The 16,058-nt window shown below is 63.9% G+C and carries 17 protein-coding genes; 6 read left to right on the plus strand and 11 right to left on the minus strand.

Annotation, left to right across the window (positions count from 1 at the left end; genetic code table 11):
* The first annotated feature begins 60 nt into the window (after window positions 1-60).
* Both ACE3PR_RS15365 and ACE3PR_RS15370 read left to right on the plus strand, forming a co-directional pair.
* A complete protein-coding gene (locus ACE3PR_RS15365; protein ID WP_374373629.1) occupies window positions 61-1,503 on the plus strand; it encodes an MFS transporter in 1,443 nt (480 codons plus the stop codon).
* 88 nt (window positions 1,504-1,591) lie between these two features.
* Window positions 1,592-2,890 carry a DUF3422 family protein gene (locus ACE3PR_RS15370; protein ID WP_374373632.1) on the plus strand — a complete coding sequence of 433 codons (1,299 nt, stop codon included), beginning with the start codon at window positions 1,592-1,594 and terminating at the stop codon, window positions 2,888-2,890.
* A gap of 171 nt (window positions 2,891-3,061) precedes the next feature.
* Here the strand turns inward: ACE3PR_RS15370 and ACE3PR_RS15375 are convergent, their stop codons facing one another.
* The 5 genes from ACE3PR_RS15375 to petA all read right to left on the minus strand — a co-directional run bounded on the left by ACE3PR_RS15375 (window position 3,062) and on the right by petA (window position 7,578).
* Window positions 3,062-3,814, minus strand: a complete 753-nt coding sequence (locus tag ACE3PR_RS15375) for a trans-aconitate 2-methyltransferase (protein ID WP_374373634.1) — start codon at window positions 3,812-3,814, stop codon at window positions 3,062-3,064.
* Window positions 3,811-4,707, minus strand: coding sequence for a VOC family protein (locus ACE3PR_RS15380; RefSeq protein ID WP_374373636.1), 897 nt, complete (start codon window positions 4,705-4,707; stop codon window positions 3,811-3,813). Before ACE3PR_RS15380 ends, ACE3PR_RS15375 begins: the two co-directional genes overlap by 4 nt.
* 179 nt (window positions 4,708-4,886) lie before the next feature.
* On the minus strand, window positions 4,887-5,681 hold the full coding sequence (locus ACE3PR_RS15385; RefSeq protein ID WP_374373638.1) for a cytochrome c1: 795 nt from the start codon (window positions 5,679-5,681) through the stop codon (window positions 4,887-4,889).
* Window positions 5,681-7,009 carry a cytochrome bc complex cytochrome b subunit gene (locus ACE3PR_RS15390; protein WP_374373640.1) on the minus strand — a complete coding sequence of 443 codons (1,329 nt, stop codon included), beginning with the start codon at window positions 7,007-7,009 and terminating at the stop codon, window positions 5,681-5,683. Before ACE3PR_RS15390 ends, ACE3PR_RS15385 begins: the two co-directional genes overlap by 1 nt.
* Before the next feature lie 17 nt (window positions 7,010-7,026).
* Entirely contained in the window at window positions 7,027-7,578 is a 552-nt protein-coding gene (gene petA, locus ACE3PR_RS15395) for a ubiquinol-cytochrome c reductase iron-sulfur subunit (RefSeq protein WP_374373642.1), read from the minus strand.
* 318 nt (window positions 7,579-7,896) lie between these two features.
* Between petA and ACE3PR_RS15400 the strand changes: the two genes are divergently transcribed.
* Together ACE3PR_RS15400 and hemF are read left to right on the plus strand one after the other, a co-directional pair.
* Entirely contained in the window at window positions 7,897-8,352 is a 456-nt protein-coding gene (locus ACE3PR_RS15400) for a tRNA (cytidine(34)-2'-O)-methyltransferase (RefSeq protein WP_374373645.1), read from the plus strand.
* The gene (gene hemF, locus ACE3PR_RS15405; RefSeq protein WP_374373647.1) at window positions 8,349-9,227 is read left to right on the plus strand and encodes an oxygen-dependent coproporphyrinogen oxidase; all 879 of its coding nucleotides are present in this window, start codon (window positions 8,349-8,351) and stop codon (window positions 9,225-9,227) included. Before ACE3PR_RS15400 ends, hemF begins: the two co-directional genes overlap by 4 nt.
* A gap of 7 nt (window positions 9,228-9,234) precedes the next feature.
* Here the strand turns inward: hemF and ACE3PR_RS15410 are convergent, their stop codons facing one another.
* From ACE3PR_RS15410 to ACE3PR_RS15420, 3 genes are read right to left on the minus strand one after another with little or no spacing between them, the layout of a single operon-like run.
* Window positions 9,235-9,528: an addiction module antidote protein gene (locus ACE3PR_RS15410; RefSeq protein ID WP_374373649.1), complete on the minus strand. Its 294-nt coding sequence runs from the start codon at window positions 9,526-9,528 to the stop codon at window positions 9,235-9,237.
* Entirely contained in the window at window positions 9,525-9,824 is a 300-nt protein-coding gene (locus ACE3PR_RS15415; protein WP_374373651.1) for a type II toxin-antitoxin system RelE/ParE family toxin, read from the minus strand. Before ACE3PR_RS15415 ends, ACE3PR_RS15410 begins: the two co-directional genes overlap by 4 nt.
* A gap of 46 nt (window positions 9,825-9,870) precedes the next feature.
* Complete coding sequence (locus ACE3PR_RS15420) at window positions 9,871-11,088, minus strand: CCA tRNA nucleotidyltransferase (RefSeq protein ID WP_374373653.1); 1,218 nt, start codon at window positions 11,086-11,088, stop codon at window positions 9,871-9,873.
* A 135-nt stretch (window positions 11,089-11,223) separates the two neighbouring features.
* On the opposite strand from ACE3PR_RS15420, the gene ACE3PR_RS15425 reads away from it, so the two are divergent.
* Window positions 11,224-12,417 (plus strand): acetate/propionate family kinase, encoded by a 1,194-nt coding sequence (locus tag ACE3PR_RS15425; protein ID WP_374373655.1) that lies wholly within the window; start codon window positions 11,224-11,226, stop codon window positions 12,415-12,417.
* A gap of 16 nt (window positions 12,418-12,433) precedes the next feature.
* Here the strand turns inward: ACE3PR_RS15425 and ACE3PR_RS15430 are convergent, their stop codons facing one another.
* The 3 genes from ACE3PR_RS15430 to ACE3PR_RS15440 form a co-directional block, all read right to left on the minus strand.
* Complete coding sequence (locus ACE3PR_RS15430) at window positions 12,434-13,462, minus strand: glycosyltransferase family 4 protein (protein ID WP_374374010.1); 1,029 nt, start codon at window positions 13,460-13,462, stop codon at window positions 12,434-12,436.
* A gap of 8 nt (window positions 13,463-13,470) precedes the next feature.
* The gene (locus ACE3PR_RS15435) at window positions 13,471-14,298 is read right to left on the minus strand and encodes a UDP-2,3-diacylglucosamine diphosphatase (protein ID WP_374373657.1); all 828 of its coding nucleotides are present in this window, start codon (window positions 14,296-14,298) and stop codon (window positions 13,471-13,473) included.
* 161 nt (window positions 14,299-14,459) lie between these two features.
* Window positions 14,460-15,353, minus strand: a complete 894-nt coding sequence (locus ACE3PR_RS15440) for a LysR family transcriptional regulator (RefSeq protein WP_374373660.1) — start codon at window positions 15,351-15,353, stop codon at window positions 14,460-14,462.
* Between the two features lie 150 nt (window positions 15,354-15,503).
* Here ACE3PR_RS15440 and ACE3PR_RS15445 point away from each other — a divergent pair, with 150 nt between their 5' ends.
* Window positions 15,504-16,055: a carboxymuconolactone decarboxylase family protein gene (locus tag ACE3PR_RS15445; RefSeq protein WP_374373662.1), complete on the plus strand. Its 552-nt coding sequence runs from the start codon at window positions 15,504-15,506 to the stop codon at window positions 16,053-16,055.
* Window positions 16,056-16,058 lie beyond the last annotated feature (3 nt).

The raw sequence follows: 16,058 nt of genomic DNA on the forward strand, positions 1-16,058 counted from the left end.
ATAAGCGGATCGGGGCCTGACTCTCTATGTTGACGGGGACCCGCAATTTCCCGGCTGCCGATGTATCCCAGCTACCGCACCTTGGCCCTCATTGTGGCCGCCGCCCTCTTCATGGAGAATCTCGACGGCACGATCATCGCGACCGCTTTGCCGCAGATCGCCCATGATCTCGGCGTGGCGCCGCTCAAGGTCAATCTTGCGATCACCTCCTATCTCCTCAGTCTCTCGATCTTCATCCCGGTAAGCGGCTGGATGGCCGACCGGTTCGGCGCGCGCCGCGTGTTCAGTTCGGCGATTCTCATCTTCATGGCGGGGTCGCTCGCTTGCGCCGCGGCGGATTCGCTTACGACCCTGGTGCTGGCCCGCATTCTCCAGGGGCTGGGCGGGGCCATGATGGTGCCGGTGGGGCGCCTCGTCATCCTGCGCGCGGTGCCGAAGGGCGAGCTCATCAAGGCGCTCACCTATCTCACCATTCCGGCCCTGCTGGGTCCCGTGCTGGGGCCGCCTCTGGGCGGTTTCCTCGTCACCTATCACGATTGGCGCTGGATCTTCCTCATCAATATCCCGGTGGGGATCGTCGGCATCATCTTGAGCCAGATCTTCATCCCGCCGATCAAGGCCGAGAACGTGGCAAAGCTCGACGGCATCGGCTTCGCGCTCACCGGCTGCGGCCTCGCGGCGCTGGTTTTCGTCTTCGAGGCGCTGGGCCGCTCACCCTTTTCCAATGCGACGCTTCTTCTCATCGCGGCTTTCGGCCTCGGCTGTCTCCTCCTCTATGCGCGCCATGCCCATCGCAGCATTGCGCCCCTCATCAATCTCGGCCTCCTCAAGGTGCCGACCTATCGCCTCGCGATCCTGGGCGGCAGTCTCTTCCGCATCGGCATCGGTGCCCTGCCGGTGCTCTTGCCGCTGATGCTGCAACTGGGTTTCGGCCTCAGCGCCTTCGCCTCGGGCCTCATCACCTTTGCCAGTGCGGCGGGCGCCCTGGTCATGAAGGGTGCCACGCAATTCGTCTTGCGCCGCCACGGCTTCCGCCGCGTTCTCATCGTCAACGGCCTGCTGAGCGGGGCGGTGATGGCGGGCTATGCCCTGTTCGACCCCACCATGCCCCATGCGGTGATCTTCGTGGCATTGCTGCTGGGCGGCATGATCCGTTCGCTGCAATTCACCGCATTGAACGCGCTCTCCTATGCCGATATCGGCGAGACCGCGATGAGCAGCGCCTCCACCTTCTCGGCGATGATGCAGCAATTGTCCTTGAGCCTCGGTGCCGGCACGGCGGCGCTGACGCTGCATTTGACCCTGGTCGCCAGCGGCAGCGACACGCTCACCGCGGCGGATTTCCAGCCGGCCTATCTGGTGATCGGCGGCATCGTGATCGTGTCGGCTCTGCTGCTGGCGCGCCTGCCGCAAGGGGCCGGTGCCAATGTCAGCGGTAACAGGCAGCCGGCCGCCGCCGTCGTTCCGGCCGTGGAGGCGGTCAGGGAAACGCGATCGCGCTAATGGATGGCGCGACAAGACCAGCGCCAGTACACCCCGAACCTGATATGCTGCGATCCACATTGTTCTTCTGGAAAAGTGGACGCCGCAGATGTTCGCCGAACATCCCCATCGCCGGGAACTGAACGACGAGGTCCATGCACGGCCGCCCTTGCGGATCGAAGGGCCGGCCGTCGTCCTGCATCTCGCCTGCCTGCGCATGGCGGAGGATCCCGGCGGCGAGCGCGATCTCCGCTATATCGCCGATCTTGCGCGGCATCACGGGGCACCGGCACCCGATCCCGCCAGCCGCTACGGCATCCTGCCGCGGGGCGAGACCCAGCTGAAATGGGAACTTCATACCGAATTCACCAGCTACACTTTGGTCATGCCGCGCGCCGATCTTGGCGCCGATGCAGCACGCTGGGCCGATCTTCCCCCCGATGCGCTGACGCTGGCCGCGCAATGCCCGGGGCAATGCGTGGTGGCCCTGGTGCTCGAAATCCGCCCCGATTCGCCGGCCGGCGCGGCGGCCCATATCGCCAGCCTGTTTCCCTCCGGCGATGTGGTCGCCTCCAGCGTCGGCGAGGGAGCGGCCGAGATCTGGACCGATTTCCGCCTCGATGCCGCCGGCTTCGGCCGCATGCTGATGATCAACAAATCGCTGACCGGCGGGCGTGCGGGGCGCATGGTGCAGCGTTTGCTGGAGATCGAGACCTATCGCCTGATGGCGCTCCTCGGCCTCGCCCTCACACGCCGCGCCGGCGGCACGCTGGCCGGTCTGGAAGCGCATCTCAAATCTCTGATCGAACGCACGGCGAGTTTGGGCAATGATGGCGGCAATGACGATAGCGACCGACTGCTGCTCAGCGAATTGACGCGGCTTGCCGCCGAAACCGCGAGCCTCCGGACGAGCACGCGCTATCGCCTGAGTGCCGGCAATGCCTATGCCGAATTGGTGGCGCGGCGCCTTGCCGATATTCGCGAGGGCCGCATCAACGGCCTCTCGCGCCTCTCCAGTTTCCTCGACCGCCGCTTCACCCCGGCCATGCGCACCTGCGAGGCCTTCTCGCGCCGGCTCGAGCAACTGGAAACCGGCATCGACCGCGCCAGCGACATGCTGCGCACCCGCGTCGACGTCAATCTGCAGGCGCAGAACAGCGCGCTGCTGAAGGATATGGAAAGCCGCTCCCGCGTCCAGCTCCGCATCCAGGAAGCGGTCGAGGGCCTCTCGGTCTTCGCCATCACCTATTACCTGATCGGCCTTTTGAAGGTCGTGACCGAGGGCCTCTTCCCCGGCGATCACGGCCATGCCCATCAGATCCTGGCAGCGATCGCCGTGCCGATCGTGCTGGGCGCCGTCTGGCTCGGCGTCAAACGCCTGCGCCGCGCGATCAAAGGCGGAAGTTAGTGTAATTGGAATGGCTGCTGTGTTGTTCTTGTCATGGCCCGCTTTAGGCGGGCCATCCACGAGTTTGCTAGCAAGTGATTGAAGCAACTCGTGGATCCCCCGGCCAAGCCGGGGGATGACAAAATAAGTGGCGCACCTCTATCTAAACATGAAGCATTCTAGAGAAGCCGCTCACGTTCTGTGCCCGATCGGGATGATCTCTTTGGCATCGGCGTGCCACGGCCCGCCTTGCCAATCGCCCAGCCATTCATCCACCATGAGGCCGGCCCCGGCGATATGGGCGGCGATCACGTCTTTCGGCGTGAAGCGGATCTGCGACGCGGCGTTCAAGATCTGCCCAGTAGAGTCGATCCGGTAGAAGGTCTGATAGGTGACGATGCCGGTGGCGGAATCGTGGGCGACGTCGTTCCAGGCGGTGACGGCGCCAAAGCGCGGATGATCGAGACGGCGCCGGTCCGCCGGCACCCATTCGCGCCATTCTTCAAGCACCGGGTTGCGCGAATCGAAGATGAAGCGGCCCGCGGGCGCCAGATGATGGGCGATGGTGGCCAGCAAGGCGCGCTGGTCGGCGTCATTGAGGAAGCATTGAAAGGCATGGCCGGTCATGAGGATGAAGTCGAAGCGGCGATCCGAGCGGAAGTGCCGCGCATCGGCCTCGACCCAGGTAACCTTGTCGCCGCCCGGCCGAGCCCGCGCCACATCGAGCATGGCGCCCGCGGGATCGACGCCCATCACCGCGCGGCCTTCGCCAAGTGCCGCCGCCAGCAATCCGGTGCCGCAGCCGAGATCGAGCACCGATTTGGCATCCCGCGCCAGAGCGCGGCAATATTCCGTGTCCGGCGCCCAGCCGTTTTCGAGGTCGTAGAAATCGGTGAGCTGCGGGTCGCGATAGAGGCGGTCGTCTTCCGTTTGCGGCGGCATCATTCTTCCACGAATTCGATGATGACGCCGTTGGCTTCCTCGGGCGGGACGATGCAGCCCTTGCCGGTCTTGAGCGCCAGCACATTTTCAAACCGGAGATGGTCGCGGCAGCGCGCCTTGTCGGCGACCGCGATCTTCATCGCCGCGATCCAGGGGGTGGGATGTTCCGGCAGCGGCTCCAGCGCCGGATAGAGCTGGGCGAGGCCATCCTTCGTGGTGAAGCGGATATGGCCGCGCCCGGTATCGATCACGGTCACCAGATTGGCGGTCTTGATCGCGTCCTCGCCGAAGATCGGCAGCCAGTCGAAGGCCGTCGCCGCCGGATCATCGACCACGACGGTGACCGAGACGACGCTCTTGGCGCGGTTGGCGTGGTGCAGCCATTCCGGCCGGCGCACGAGGTCGGGCGTCAGATGCTGGACGACAAAGGCCGAGAGGCCCGGCGTTGCTTCCGTCGGCAGCATCACGAGGCCGAAGGCCGGCATGACGTCGCCCTCGGGCAATTCCAGGATGCGCTTCAGATCCTTCGGGCCCTCGGCCTTGATACCGGCACCGCGCAATTCGCGGGCGCAGGCTTCCGTATCGTCGGTCGCCAGGGCGACGCCCGTCAGGCCTTCGCGGATCTTCAGGAAGCGGTCGAGATTGTTGGTGAATTGCGCGGGATCGACGATGCCGAGGAGTTCCAGATAATCGTCCTGGAACATGATGCAGTAATTGGCGGTGCCCCAGCCGATATGGCGGCCGCGCGGGGTCAGCTGAAAGCCCAGACGCCGCCATTGCTGCGCCGCCGCCTCGAGATCGCGGACGCCCACCAGCAGATGATCGATACCCGTAATGGCCGGGACCGGCTTGATGAGATCGGCGCTCAAGGACATTGGCGTCGCTCCGGTGGTCATGGCCCATCCCTGGCGGTTCAGCGCGAATCACTCATAACCTTTTTCCCGCCGACGGTAAACGGGCCGGGCTGGATAAGCGCACACCTGCCGGATCGGGACACATCTGTGTTGCCGCAAAAGAAAACCGCCGCCGGGCGATGGCCTGGCGGCGGTTCGATCTTCGACAGGGATGTCCGGGCTTAGTGAATCTTGGCCCAGACCCGCCGCTTCACCGCATAGGCGATGAGCGTGAAGACGATCAGGAACAGCATCGCCTTCATGCCGGTATAGATGCGGTTCTCGTAATTGGGCTCGCCGGTCCAGGTCAGGAAGGCCGAGACGTCGCGGGCCTGCTGGTCCACCGTGGCTGCCGTGCCGTCGGCATAGGTGACGCCGCCATCCGAGATCGGATTCGGCATGGCGATCTGATGGCCGACGAAGCCCTTGTTGTAGCTCATGCCTTCGGCGAGCTGGAAACCGGCCGGCGGTTCTTCATAGCCGGTCAGCAGGCCGTGGATGTAATCGGCCCCTTCATAGGCGCCGAAACCGGCACCGGCACGGCTGCGCGCGATCAGCGACAGATCCGGCGGCAGAGCGCCGTTATTCGAGGCACGCGCCGCATTGGCATTGGCGAAGGGCGCCTTGAACTTGTCGGAGGGGCGGCCGGGACGTTCGAACATCTCGCCCGCATCGTCGGGACCGTCCATGACGGTGACCGCCGCCGCGATGTCCTTCACCTCGGCTTCGGTGAAGCCGATCTCGGTGAGGCTGCGATAATGCATGAGGTCCATCGAGTGGCAGGCGGCGCAGACTTCCGAATAGACCTGGAAGCCACGCTTCATCTGCGCCTGGTCGAATTTGCCGAAGAAGCCTTCGAACGACCATTCCTCTTTTTCGACATGGACACCGTGATACGGGGTCGCTGCGACGAACAGCACCGCCGTGATGCCGACGAGCGCAGTGACGCCCTTGAGAATGAGGGAACCCGCGCTCATCAGAGCTTCTCCATCTGCTGGGGGGCCATGGGTGCCGAAGTGGGCGCGATGGCGGCGTGCGAACCGCCGGCGCCAAGGACCGGGCGAGAGATCGACAGGGGGACCGGCTTCGCCTTCTCGAAGATCGAGAGCAGCGGCAGGACCACCAGGAAGTAACCGAAGTAATAAGCTGTGGCGAGCTGGCCCATGGCGATGATGCTGATGCCAGCCTGGCCTTCATCCGGCGCGATCGAGAACGAGAGCGGCGACCAGATCCAGTCCGGGGCGTTCTTGCCGCAGATGGTGAGGATCGCGCAATCGAAGACCAGCATCCAAAAGAAGAACTTGAAGGCCGGACGATAGGCACCCGAGCGGACCGGCGAGCGGTCGAGCCAGGGAAGCACGAACAAGACCAGGATCGAGGCGAACATGGCCAAGACGCCGATGAGCTTGTCCGGGATCGACCGCAGGATCGCGTAGAACGGCAGGAAGTACCATTCCGGGACGATGTGCTCGGGCGTCGACAAGGGATTGGCGGGGACGAAGTTGACCGGATCGCCCAGGGTCACCGGGGCATAGAACACCCAGTAGGCGTAGAAGATCATGAACACGCCGAGGCCGAACAGATCCTTCACCGTGTAATAGGGGTGGAAGGGGATCGTGTCCTGCGGGCCCTTGGTGTCGATGCCGATCGGGTTGTTGGAGCCGAAGCGGTGGAGGGCCACCACATGCAGCACCACCACACCCAGGATCACGAAGGGCAGGAGATAGTGGAGCGAAAAGAAGCGGTTCAAGGTCGGGTTGTCGACCGAGAAACCACCCCAGAGCAGCGTCACGATGGAATCGCCCACGACCGGAATGGCCGAGAACAGATTGGTGATGACGGTCGCACCCCAGAAGCTCATCTGACCCCAGGGGAGGACATAGCCCATGAACGCCGTGGCCATCATGAGAAGCAGGATGACGACGCCCAATTGCCACAGCAATTCGCGCGGCGCCTTGTAGGATCCGTAGTAAAGGCCGCGGAACATGTGGATATAGACGACGACGAAGAACATCGACGCGCCGTTCATGTGGATATAGCGCAGCAGCCAGCCGTAATTCACGTCGCGCATCATGCGCTCGACGGAATTGAAGGCATGATCGACATGCGGCGTGTATTGCATGGCCAGGAAGATGCCGGTGACGATCATCACCAGCAGCATGAAGCCGGCCAGGGAGCCGAAGTTCCACCAGTAGCTGAGGTTCTTCGGGGTCGGATATTCGTTCGCCTCGTGGTGCAGGAACGTAAAGACCGGCAGGCGATGGTCGATCCAGCGGACGACCGGGTTTTTGAAATTGGCAGCCATGGCTATTTCCCCACCCCTCAGCCGATACGAACGAGCGTGTCGCTCAGATACTGGTATTCCGGCACCGGCAGATTGAGCGGTGCCGGACCCCGGCGGATGCGGCCCGACGTGTCATAGGCCGAGCCGTGGCAGGGGCAGTACCAGCCGCCGAACGGGCCTTTCGGCTCGACATCCTTCTGACCCAGCGGAATGCACCCCAGATGGGTGCAGACGCCGACCAGGATCAGGAATTCCGGCTTTTCGGCCCGCGCCTCGTCGGGCTGCGGGTCCTTCATTTCGGCGGTATCGTCCTTCTTCGCCTGCTCGATCTCGGCCGCCGTGCGGTGGCGGATGAAGACCGGCTTGCCGCGCCACATGACCGTGATGGCCTGGCCCTCGGCGATCTGGCCGATATCGACCTCGGTCGAGGACAGCGCCAGGACGTCCTTGGACGGGTTGAGGCTGCTGATGAACGGCCACGCGACAGCGGCTGCGCCAAAGGCGGTCACCGAAGCTGCGGTTAAGTTCAGAAAGTCGCGCCGTGTGCCCTCCTGGGCATGCCCACTGGGCGATTGCGCGTGATCCGCCATGTCTCTTGTCCCTCCGGCAAGACAGACCTGCCCGCGCCTATCACCTTCCTTCTCGGAACGGCTCTGGGAACGCAGACAAGTCTCGAATACTCAAAATAATCTGGGGCTTATACCATGAGGCCCAGTCCCGATCGTTGCCGAGAAATCGCGACAGAACGCCGCATCCGGGACGATCTTCCGTCCCCCCTCGGCCGCGACCCCGTCAGGTCATGGCATTCCCCCTTAACCGGGCCAAGGGTATAAACGATTTCCGCCGTTTTGCAAGGCAGGCCACCTTTCCGACCAGCCCTGCCCCTAGCCAGAAAGTGCCGTCAAATCATGCGCTTGGCCTTGTTTGAGCCGGACATTCCGCAGAATACCGGGGCGTTGCTGCGCCTTGCCGCCTGCTTCGGCCTGGGTGTGGATGTGATTTTTCCCTGCGGCTTCATCTTCGACGATGCACGCATGCGCCGGGCCGGCATGGATTACATCGACCGGGTCGACATCCGCCGCCACACCTCCTGGGAGGCGTATCAGAAAATAGCCCGCAAGGGCCGGTTGCTCCTGCTCTCCACCAAGGCGGCCGAACCCTATCACCGCTTCGTTTTCCAGCCCGACGACACGCTTCTGCTCGGGCGCGAATCGAGCGGCGTTCCGGATCACGTGCATGATGCGGCGGATCACCGCCTGGTCATTCCGTTGCAGGCCGGGATGAGATCGCTCAATGTGGCGATGGCGGCCGCCATTGTCGCCGCCGAAGCCCAACGTCAATTCGGATTTCCCAATATCTCATGATTCCCTATAGCGAGCGCGCCGATTACCCCGCCGATTACCAGGATCAGGCTCGCGCCTGGTTCAAGACCCTGCGCGACGATATTTGCGCCAGTTTCGAGCAATTGGAGGACGAGGCGCCGCTGCATTCCAGCAGCGATGCGGGTCCCGGCCGTTTCGAGCGCAAGGATTGGGAGCGCGATGGGGGAGGGGGTGGCACGATCTCGCTGATGAAAGGGCGCCTCTTCGAGAAAGTGGGCGTCAACATCTCGACCGTCTTCGGCACCTTCTCGCCGGAATTCCGCCAGCAGATTCCAGGTGCCGCCGGTGACGGCAGCTTCTGGGCCAGCGGCATCAGTCTCGTGGCGCATATGCGCTCGCCCCATGTGCCGGCGGTGCATATGAACACGCGCCTCATTGTGACGTCCAAGGCCTGGTTCGGCGGCGGCGCCGATCTGACACCGATGTTTCCCGAAGCGCATGGCGAAGACGGCGCGCTGTTTCACGCCGCCTTCAAACGCGCCTGCGATGCGACCGATGCCGATTATTATCCGCGCTTCAAGAAATGGTGCGACGATTACTTCTACCTGCCCCATCGCAACGAACCGCGGGGGCTCGGCGGCATCTTCTACGACCAGGTGAATTCCGGCGATTGGGCACGCGATTTTTCTTTCACGCGTGATGTCGGCAAAGCTTTCCGTGACATCTATCCGCAAATCGTGCGGCGCCATTGGGCACGTTCCTGGACGCCCGAGGAAAGGCAGCAGCAACTCATCCGCCGCGGCCGCTATGTCGAATTCAACCTGCTCTATGACCGCGGCACCACGTTCGGCTTGAAGACCGGCGGCAATACCGAAGCGATCTTGATGTCGCTCCCGCCTGAGGTGGCGTGGCCGTAAGGCCGGTCTAGGCTGCCGCGGCGGTCTGCGCGCTTAGCTTCAGGCCGAGTGCTTTGAGGACTTTGAGGACCGTCTGCAATTCTGGATTGCCCTCTGGCGATAACGCCTTGTAGAGGCTTTCGCGGCCAAGACCGGTTTGCCGGGCGATCTCCGTCATGCCATGGGCCCGTGACAGCACGCCCAGCGCGTCGGCGATAAAAGCCGGATCGTTCGTTTCCAGCGCCTCGGACAAATAGGCCGCCATCGCCGTTTCGTCGTCGAGATATTGCGCGGGATCGAAGGGGCGCGTTTTCATTTTCATGGCTCCGTCACATCCTTGGCCAGTAGTTTCGCGCGGGCGATGTCCTGCACCTGGGAATCCTTGTCGCCACCACAGAGCAGGATGATCACGACATCGCCTTGCCGCATGAAATAGATGCGGTATCCCGATCCGAAATGACATCTCAGTTCGTGGACACCGTCGCCGACCGATTTGACATCGCCAAAATGACCGAAGGCCAGGCGCTGCACACGCGCGGCGATACGAGCGCGTGCTTGCCGGTCCCGTAAATCCAGAAGCCATTTCGAAAACGCATCGGTCGTCCGGATCTCGATCATGGCGTGAAGTCTATTAGTATCCTATAAGATACGAATTGTCCAGCCGTCAATCCGTCATGGCGCGCGCCTTTTCCAGGCACGCTGCGCGATCCGCGGCGAAATCGCCGGCGATCCACCAGGCTTCCAGTTCCGCGAGGCGGGCACCGAGATCGGGGCCGGCGCTCATGCCCAGTTTGAGGAGATCGCGCCCGGCCAGGGGAAAGGTCGGTTTCGGCCAGCGGCGGATGATGTCGAGGGCGCGGTACCAGGCGCTTTCGGGCTGCGTGAGGCCCCAATCGATCAGCAGCAGATCGAGCGCCCGCTCATTGCCGAGATCGTAGATCTGGCGGCGGATGAAATGCGGGTCGTCGACGTTGAAATCCGGGCGCGCGGCGCTCATGAGATCCAGCCGCGCCCGCTCGGCATTGGAAAGCTTGAGCGTCTCGCCGATAGCGGGGCCGCTGCCGGTCAAGGCGAGGGCGGCGAGGCGCCGGATCGCATCCGGCTTTTCGCCCAGTTCTCTTTCCAGCTTCGCCACCTTCGCCAGCCGGTCGAGGGTGGTGGCCTGCGGCAGATAGGCTTCGGCAAAACCCAGGCGCAGCATCTCGCCCCAGACGGAAACGCCGTTCCGCGCGAGGAGAAGCTTCAGCGTCTCCTGGCGCAGGCGCTCACCGGAAAGACGCTTCAGTTCCTGGCGGCGCAATGTGGCGGCGGCGATGGCGGCGGCATCGAAATCGCCCAAGGCGTAATCGGCGTGGAAGCGGAAGAAGCGCAGGACACGCAGATAATCCTCATCCATGCGCTGCGCCGGATCGCCGACGAAGCGTACGCGGCCGGTCAGCAGATCGGCGACGCCGTCGAAATAATCATAAACCCGCCCGGCGCTATCGCAGAAGAGCGCGTTCATGGTGAGATCGCGCCGCGCTGCGTCGGCTTGCCAATCATCCGTGAAGGCCACCTTGGCATGACGCCCGTCGGTTTCGAGATCGTGGCGCAAGGTGGTGACTTCGAAACCCACATGATCGGCGATTGCGGTAATCGTGCCGTGCTCGATGCCGGTCGGCACGCCGCGCAATCCGGCATTGGTGAGCGCCGCCATCACCGCCGCCGGTTCGAGATTGGTGGCGATGTCGAGATCCTTGACCGGGCGCTGGACCAGGGCATCGCGCACCGCGCCGCCCACGAATCGCCCCTCGCCGCCGGCGGCCGCCAAAGCGGCCAGCACCTTCGCCGCTGCTGCTGCATGCGGCCAGGCCGTGACGTCGATCTGCGGCTTCTCTGTCATGGCGCTTTGAATCCCCTTCGGGGGCTGAGGTAACACGATTCGCGCCGCCTTTGGCAAATGTGGCGGAACTGGCACGGCCCGCACACTGTCTCTGGCCCTTGCCAGAGAGGGGTGGGGCGGATGAGGATCGCCGCCATGCAGCGCCTTATCCTTGCCGTCAATGCCGGCTCCTCCAGCATCAAGTTCCAGGCCTTCGCCGCCGACCATGCGTCGCTGGAGCGGCGCGTCGCCGGCCAGTTGGACGGCATCGGCAGCCAGCCGCGCCTTGTCATCAAGACGGGCGCGGGTGACATTCTCAAGGAGCAATCCTTTGCGACCGGCGAGATCGCCAGCGTCGAGGCGGCCGAGGAATTGATCGGCATTTGGCTTCTGGGTGCCGACGGCGCCCGGGCGGTCGGCGGCCCGCTGGATGCTGTCGGCCATCGTGTCGTCCATGGCGGTCCCGAATTTGCCGGACCGGCCGCTATCGATGACGGCGTGCTCGCGCGCATCACGGCGCTCACCCATCTTGCTCCCTTGCACCAGCCCAAGAACCTGGCGCCGATTCATGCCTGGCGCCGCCGACAACCCAATCTGCCGCAGGTCGCCTGTTTCGACACCGCCTTCCATCGCGGCCATGGTGAACTTGCCGATCGATTCGCCATTCCCGATGCGCTCTACCGGGAAGGTGTGCGGCGCTACGGTTTTCACGGCCTCTCCTATGAATTCATCGCCCAGCGCTTGCGGGACGTGGCGCCGGAAATCGCGGATGGCCGCGTCATCGTCGCTCATCTCGGCAATGGCTGCTCGCTCTGCGCCGTGAAAAACGGCCGCAGCATCGACAGTACGATGAGCTTTACGGCACTGGACGGCATTCCGATGGGGACGCGGCCGGGCGCCATCGATCCCGGCATCGTGCTCTATCTCCTGCGCGAGAAAGGCATGGACGCGGCGGCGATCGAACGCTTCCTCTATCACGAATGCGGCCTCAAGGGCTTGTCGGGCATCAGCAACGACGTGCGCGTGCTGGAAGCGAGCGCCGATCCCATGGCGCGCCTCGCTCTCGATCATTTCGTCTATCGCATCGCCAAGGAAATGGGGGCGCTCGCCGCCGTTCTGGGCGGGATCGACGCGCTGGTTTTCACCGCCGGGATCGGCGAAAACGGCGCCGCCTTGCGCAGAGAGATCGTGGCGGCCGGTGCCTGGCTCGGCCTCGGCCTCGACGATGCCGCCAATCAGGCCCGCGCACTCGATATTTCCGGCAAGGGCGCCAGTGCGCGCTGCCTCGTCATCCCGACCGACGAGGAACGCATGATCGCGCGCCACACCTACGCGACACTCTGGCCCTGAATCACGGCCCTGAAACTCAGCCGAACAGGCGCGCCGGAACGAGGGCGAGATTGGCGAGGAATTGCTGGGTGGCAGCGCTCCAGGAAAAGCGCTCGGCCTCGGCCCGGCAGGCTGCCCGGGGGAGTTGCCGCGCGCGTGCAATCGCGATGGCGAGATCGCCATCGAGGGCGCCCGAGACGCCCTCGCGGATGATGTCCTTGGGCCCCGGCACCGGATAGGCCGCGACGGGAACGCCGCTCGCCAGGGCTTCCAGGATGACGAGGCCGAACGTATCGGTGAGGCTCGGGAAAACGAAGACATCCGCCGCGGCGTAATGCTTGGCGAGATCCTCGCCCACCTGCTTCCCCAGGAAATGCGCCTTGGGAAACCGCGCCTGGAGATCCGCGCATTGCGGCCCATCGCCGATCACGACCTGGCTGCCCGGGAGATCCAGATTCAGGAAGGCCTCGATATTCTTCTCGACCGCCAGCCTGCCGACATAGAGATGAATGGGTCGCGGCAGATCCTTGAGCGGCGGTTCCTCATTGGTATTGGGGCGCGGGCGGAACAGCAGGGTGTCGACACCGCGCGACCAGCGCTTGATGCGCGAAAAGCCCTGTGACAGCAATTCCGCCTCGATCGAGGGTGTCGCCACCATGGTGGCCTGCGCGGCTCCGTGAAAGCGCCTGAGCCAGGCATAGGTGATGCCGAGCGGCAGGCCGAAGCGGGCCGCCACATATTCCGGAAAGCGCGTGTGATAGGCGGTGGTGAAGGGCAGGCCGCGCCGGAGGCAATAACGCCGGGCGGCAAGGCCCAGGGGGCCTTCCGTGGCAATGTGAATGGCATCGGGCCGAAGCGCATCCAGCCGGGCTGCGAGGCGCCGATAGGGAAAGAGGGCGAGGCGGATTTCAGGATAGGTCGGGCAGGCGACCGAGCGAAAGCTTTGCGGCGACAGGATCGTCGGCCGGTGGCCCGCCTCGATCAATTCGTCCCGTGTGCGGCCGATCGTGCGCACGACCCCGTTCACCTGCGGTGCCCAGGCATCGGTGACGATGGCGATGTTCAAGGAGCGCGTCATTCGGCGGCGATCGGCGCTGTTTCAGAGACGGCGACGGGCCTGGGCAGCATCGACAATTGCCGGTCCTGCGCCCAGGCGATGATCTCCAGCCGCCCGTCGCGATGTTCGACCAGGGCCGTGCAGCTTTCCACCCAATCGCCGTCATTGGCATAGAGGATGCCGTCGATCTCTTTCAGGGCCGCCTGGTGGATGTGCCCGCAGACGACGCCGTCATAGCCCCGGCGCTGCGCCTCGGCCGTCACCGTATGTTCGAAATCGGCGATGAACTTGACCGCGTCCTTGACCCGGGATTTCAGCCAGGCCGAGAGCGACCAATAGGGATAGCCGAAGGCAACGCGCGCGCGGTTGAACCAGTGATTGAGCGCCAGGGCCATCGTATAGGCAGAATCGCCCAGCTTCGCGAGCCAGGGGGCGTAGCGCACGATGCCGTCGAAGGCGTCGCCATGGATGATCAGCAGGCGCCTGCCATCGGCGGTCACATGCTCCGCCTCGTTCATCACCTTGACGTCGCCGAAATCGTGATCGTCGTAATCGCGCAATGGTTCGTCGTGATTGCCGGGCACATAGATCACATGGGTGCCCTTGCGTGCCTTCCGGAGCAGCTTCTGCACCACGTCGTTATGCGCCTGCGGCCAGTACCAGCCCTTGGAGAGGCGCCAGCAATCGATGATGTCGCCGATCAGGTAGACGTAATCCGCCTCGTTATGCTTCAGGAAGTCGAGCAGGTATTCGGCCTTGCAGCCGCGCGTGCCCAGATGCACGTCGGAAATGAAGATCGCCCGGTAGCGCGTTGATGATTCCGACATCTGCGACATGGCGTTCATGAGCTTTAGCCGACTCGCCAGTGATTGCACCTGGCCCGCTCATAACGACAAATGCGTTGCAGGATGATGACGCGGTCAGCTTTCGCGCCGGCAAGCCTCTGATTTCATGGGGGTGTCACGCGGGTGACGCCAATCTGTCATGGCGGAACGGATGAAAGCCGCTAGGCCAGCTTGGCGCGCAATCTCGGCGTGGCGAAATCGAGGAAGGCCCGCATCTTGAGGGGCAGCGCGCCCTGCGCGACATGGACGAAATGGATCGGCCAGGCGGGCAGCTCGAAATCTTCGAGGACCGGGACAAGCGTTCCCGCGGCCACTGCCTTGGCGGCCTGGTAGGAGAGCACGCGGGTGATGCCGATGCCGGCGATCGCGGCATCGATCGCCGCCTCCGCCGTGGTGACGCTGAGCCGCGTGCGGACCGGAATCGGCATGTCGCGCTTGCCGTCATGAAAGATCCAGAATTTCGACGGGGTCATGTTTTCAAAGCTGACGCAATCGTGGCGACTGAGATCCTCGAGCCTTGTTGGCGTGCCGCGGCGCTTCAGATAATTGGGACTGGCATAGGCCGAGCGCCGCGTCGCACCAAGGCGCGTCGCCACGAGATTGCTGTCGGGCAGATTGCCGATGCGCAAGGCGGCGTCGATGTGGTCCTCGACGAGGTTCGAGAGGCGGTCGCCGAGGATCAGACGCAGCGTGATCTCCGGGAAGACCTGCAGGAAATCGGTGACCACCGGCAGGATATGGAGGCGCCCGAAGACGAGCGGCGCCGTCACCGTGAGCTCACCCTTGGGGGTCACATATTCACCGGCCACTTTTCGCTCGGCCTCCTCGACGCGCCCGAGGATTTCCTTGGCGTCGGCGAGATAGGCGCGGCCGGCTTCGGTGAGCTGCACCTTGCGGTTGGTGCGGGTGAGCAGGCGCGCGTTCAAATGCGCTTCGAGGTCGGCCACCTTGCGACTGACCGTGGCGAGGGGTGCCCGCAATTGACGGGCCGCCGCGGAGAGGCTGCCGGCTTCGGTTACCGTGACGAGGAGCGCCATCGCCTCAAGCCGGTCCATGTCATTTCTCCTGTTTTCATCCTCCCATTTTTCAGGAGGATAATTCTCGAAATGGCATTCTACCGCAATTTTCCGGGAGGGCCTAGCTTTGGGACAGATGACGCGCCGGGAACTTCCTCCCCGCCTCATCCCCAAATGAGGAGGTTCCCCATGTCACGCATTCCGACCCCAGCCACCATCGCCGAAGCCCCCGCCGCGGCGCAGTCTCTGCTCGAGGGCGTCAAAAAGAAGTTCGGCATGGTGCCCAATATCTTCAAGCTGATCAGCAACAGCCCGACCGCCCTCAAGGGCCATCTCGACCTCGCCGACACTTTGGGCAAGGGCGCCTTGCCGCCGCAGACCCGGGAGCGCATCGCCCTCGCCGTCGCGGAGATCAATGGCTGCCAGTATTGCCTTTCGGCCCACACCTACACGGCCAAGAATCTCGCCAAGCTCGACGATGCGGAAATCACCGCCAATCGCAGCGGCCGCTCCAACGATCTGAAGGCGGATGCCGCCGTCAGCTTCGCCGCACTGGTCGCCCGTTCGCGCGGCCAGGTGAGCGAGGCCGACATCGCCGCGGTCAAAGCCGCCGGTTATGACGATGGCCAGCTGCTCGAGATCGTGCAGCACGTCGCCCTCAACACCTGGACCAATTATGTGAACGAGGTGTTCAAGACCGAGATCGATTTCCCGCGCGTCAATTTGCGCAACGCAGCCTGACCC

This window comes from Dongia sp. (assembly GCF_041909655.1).
GTDB lineage: Bacteria > Pseudomonadota > Alphaproteobacteria > Dongiales > Dongiaceae > Dongia.

What these genes read in the sequence shown, in the direction of transcription:
- ACE3PR_RS15385 (WP_374373638.1), bottom strand. Translation starts at nt 5,681, where the DNA reads ATGAGCGCGGGTTCCCTCATTCTCAAGGGCGTCACTGCGCTCGTCGGC.
- ACE3PR_RS15365 (WP_374373629.1), top strand. Translation starts at nt 61, where the DNA reads ATGTATCCCAGCTACCGCACCTTGGCCCTCATTGTGGCCGCCGCCCTC.
- ACE3PR_RS15375 (WP_374373634.1), bottom strand. Translation starts at nt 3,814, where the DNA reads ATGATGCCGCCGCAAACGGAAGACGACCGCCTCTATCGCGACCCGCAG.
- ACE3PR_RS15445 (WP_374373662.1), top strand. Translation starts at nt 15,504, where the DNA reads ATGTCACGCATTCCGACCCCAGCCACCATCGCCGAAGCCCCCGCCGCG.
- ACE3PR_RS15415 (WP_374373651.1), bottom strand. Translation starts at nt 9,824, where the DNA reads ATGATCGAGATCCGGACGACCGATGCGTTTTCGAAATGGCTTCTGGAT.
- ACE3PR_RS15380 (WP_374373636.1), bottom strand. Translation starts at nt 4,707, where the DNA reads ATGACCACCGGAGCGACGCCAATGTCCTTGAGCGCCGATCTCATCAAG.
- hemF (WP_374373647.1), top strand. Translation starts at nt 8,349, where the DNA reads ATGATTCCCTATAGCGAGCGCGCCGATTACCCCGCCGATTACCAGGAT.
- ACE3PR_RS15410 (WP_374373649.1), bottom strand. Translation starts at nt 9,528, where the DNA reads ATGAAAATGAAAACGCGCCCCTTCGATCCCGCGCAATATCTCGACGAC.
- ACE3PR_RS15425 (WP_374373655.1), top strand. Translation starts at nt 11,224, where the DNA reads ATGCAGCGCCTTATCCTTGCCGTCAATGCCGGCTCCTCCAGCATCAAG.
- ACE3PR_RS15370 (WP_374373632.1), top strand. Translation starts at nt 1,592, where the DNA reads ATGTTCGCCGAACATCCCCATCGCCGGGAACTGAACGACGAGGTCCAT.
- petA (WP_374373642.1), bottom strand. Translation starts at nt 7,578, where the DNA reads ATGGCGGATCACGCGCAATCGCCCAGTGGGCATGCCCAGGAGGGCACA.
- ACE3PR_RS15390 (WP_374373640.1), bottom strand. Translation starts at nt 7,009, where the DNA reads ATGGCTGCCAATTTCAAAAACCCGGTCGTCCGCTGGATCGACCATCGC.
- ACE3PR_RS15400 (WP_374373645.1), top strand. Translation starts at nt 7,897, where the DNA reads ATGCGCTTGGCCTTGTTTGAGCCGGACATTCCGCAGAATACCGGGGCG.
- ACE3PR_RS15440 (WP_374373660.1), bottom strand. Translation starts at nt 15,353, where the DNA reads ATGGACCGGCTTGAGGCGATGGCGCTCCTCGTCACGGTAACCGAAGCC.
- ACE3PR_RS15435 (WP_374373657.1), bottom strand. Translation starts at nt 14,298, where the DNA reads ATGAACGCCATGTCGCAGATGTCGGAATCATCAACGCGCTACCGGGCG.
- ACE3PR_RS15420 (WP_374373653.1), bottom strand. Translation starts at nt 11,088, where the DNA reads ATGACAGAGAAGCCGCAGATCGACGTCACGGCCTGGCCGCATGCAGCA.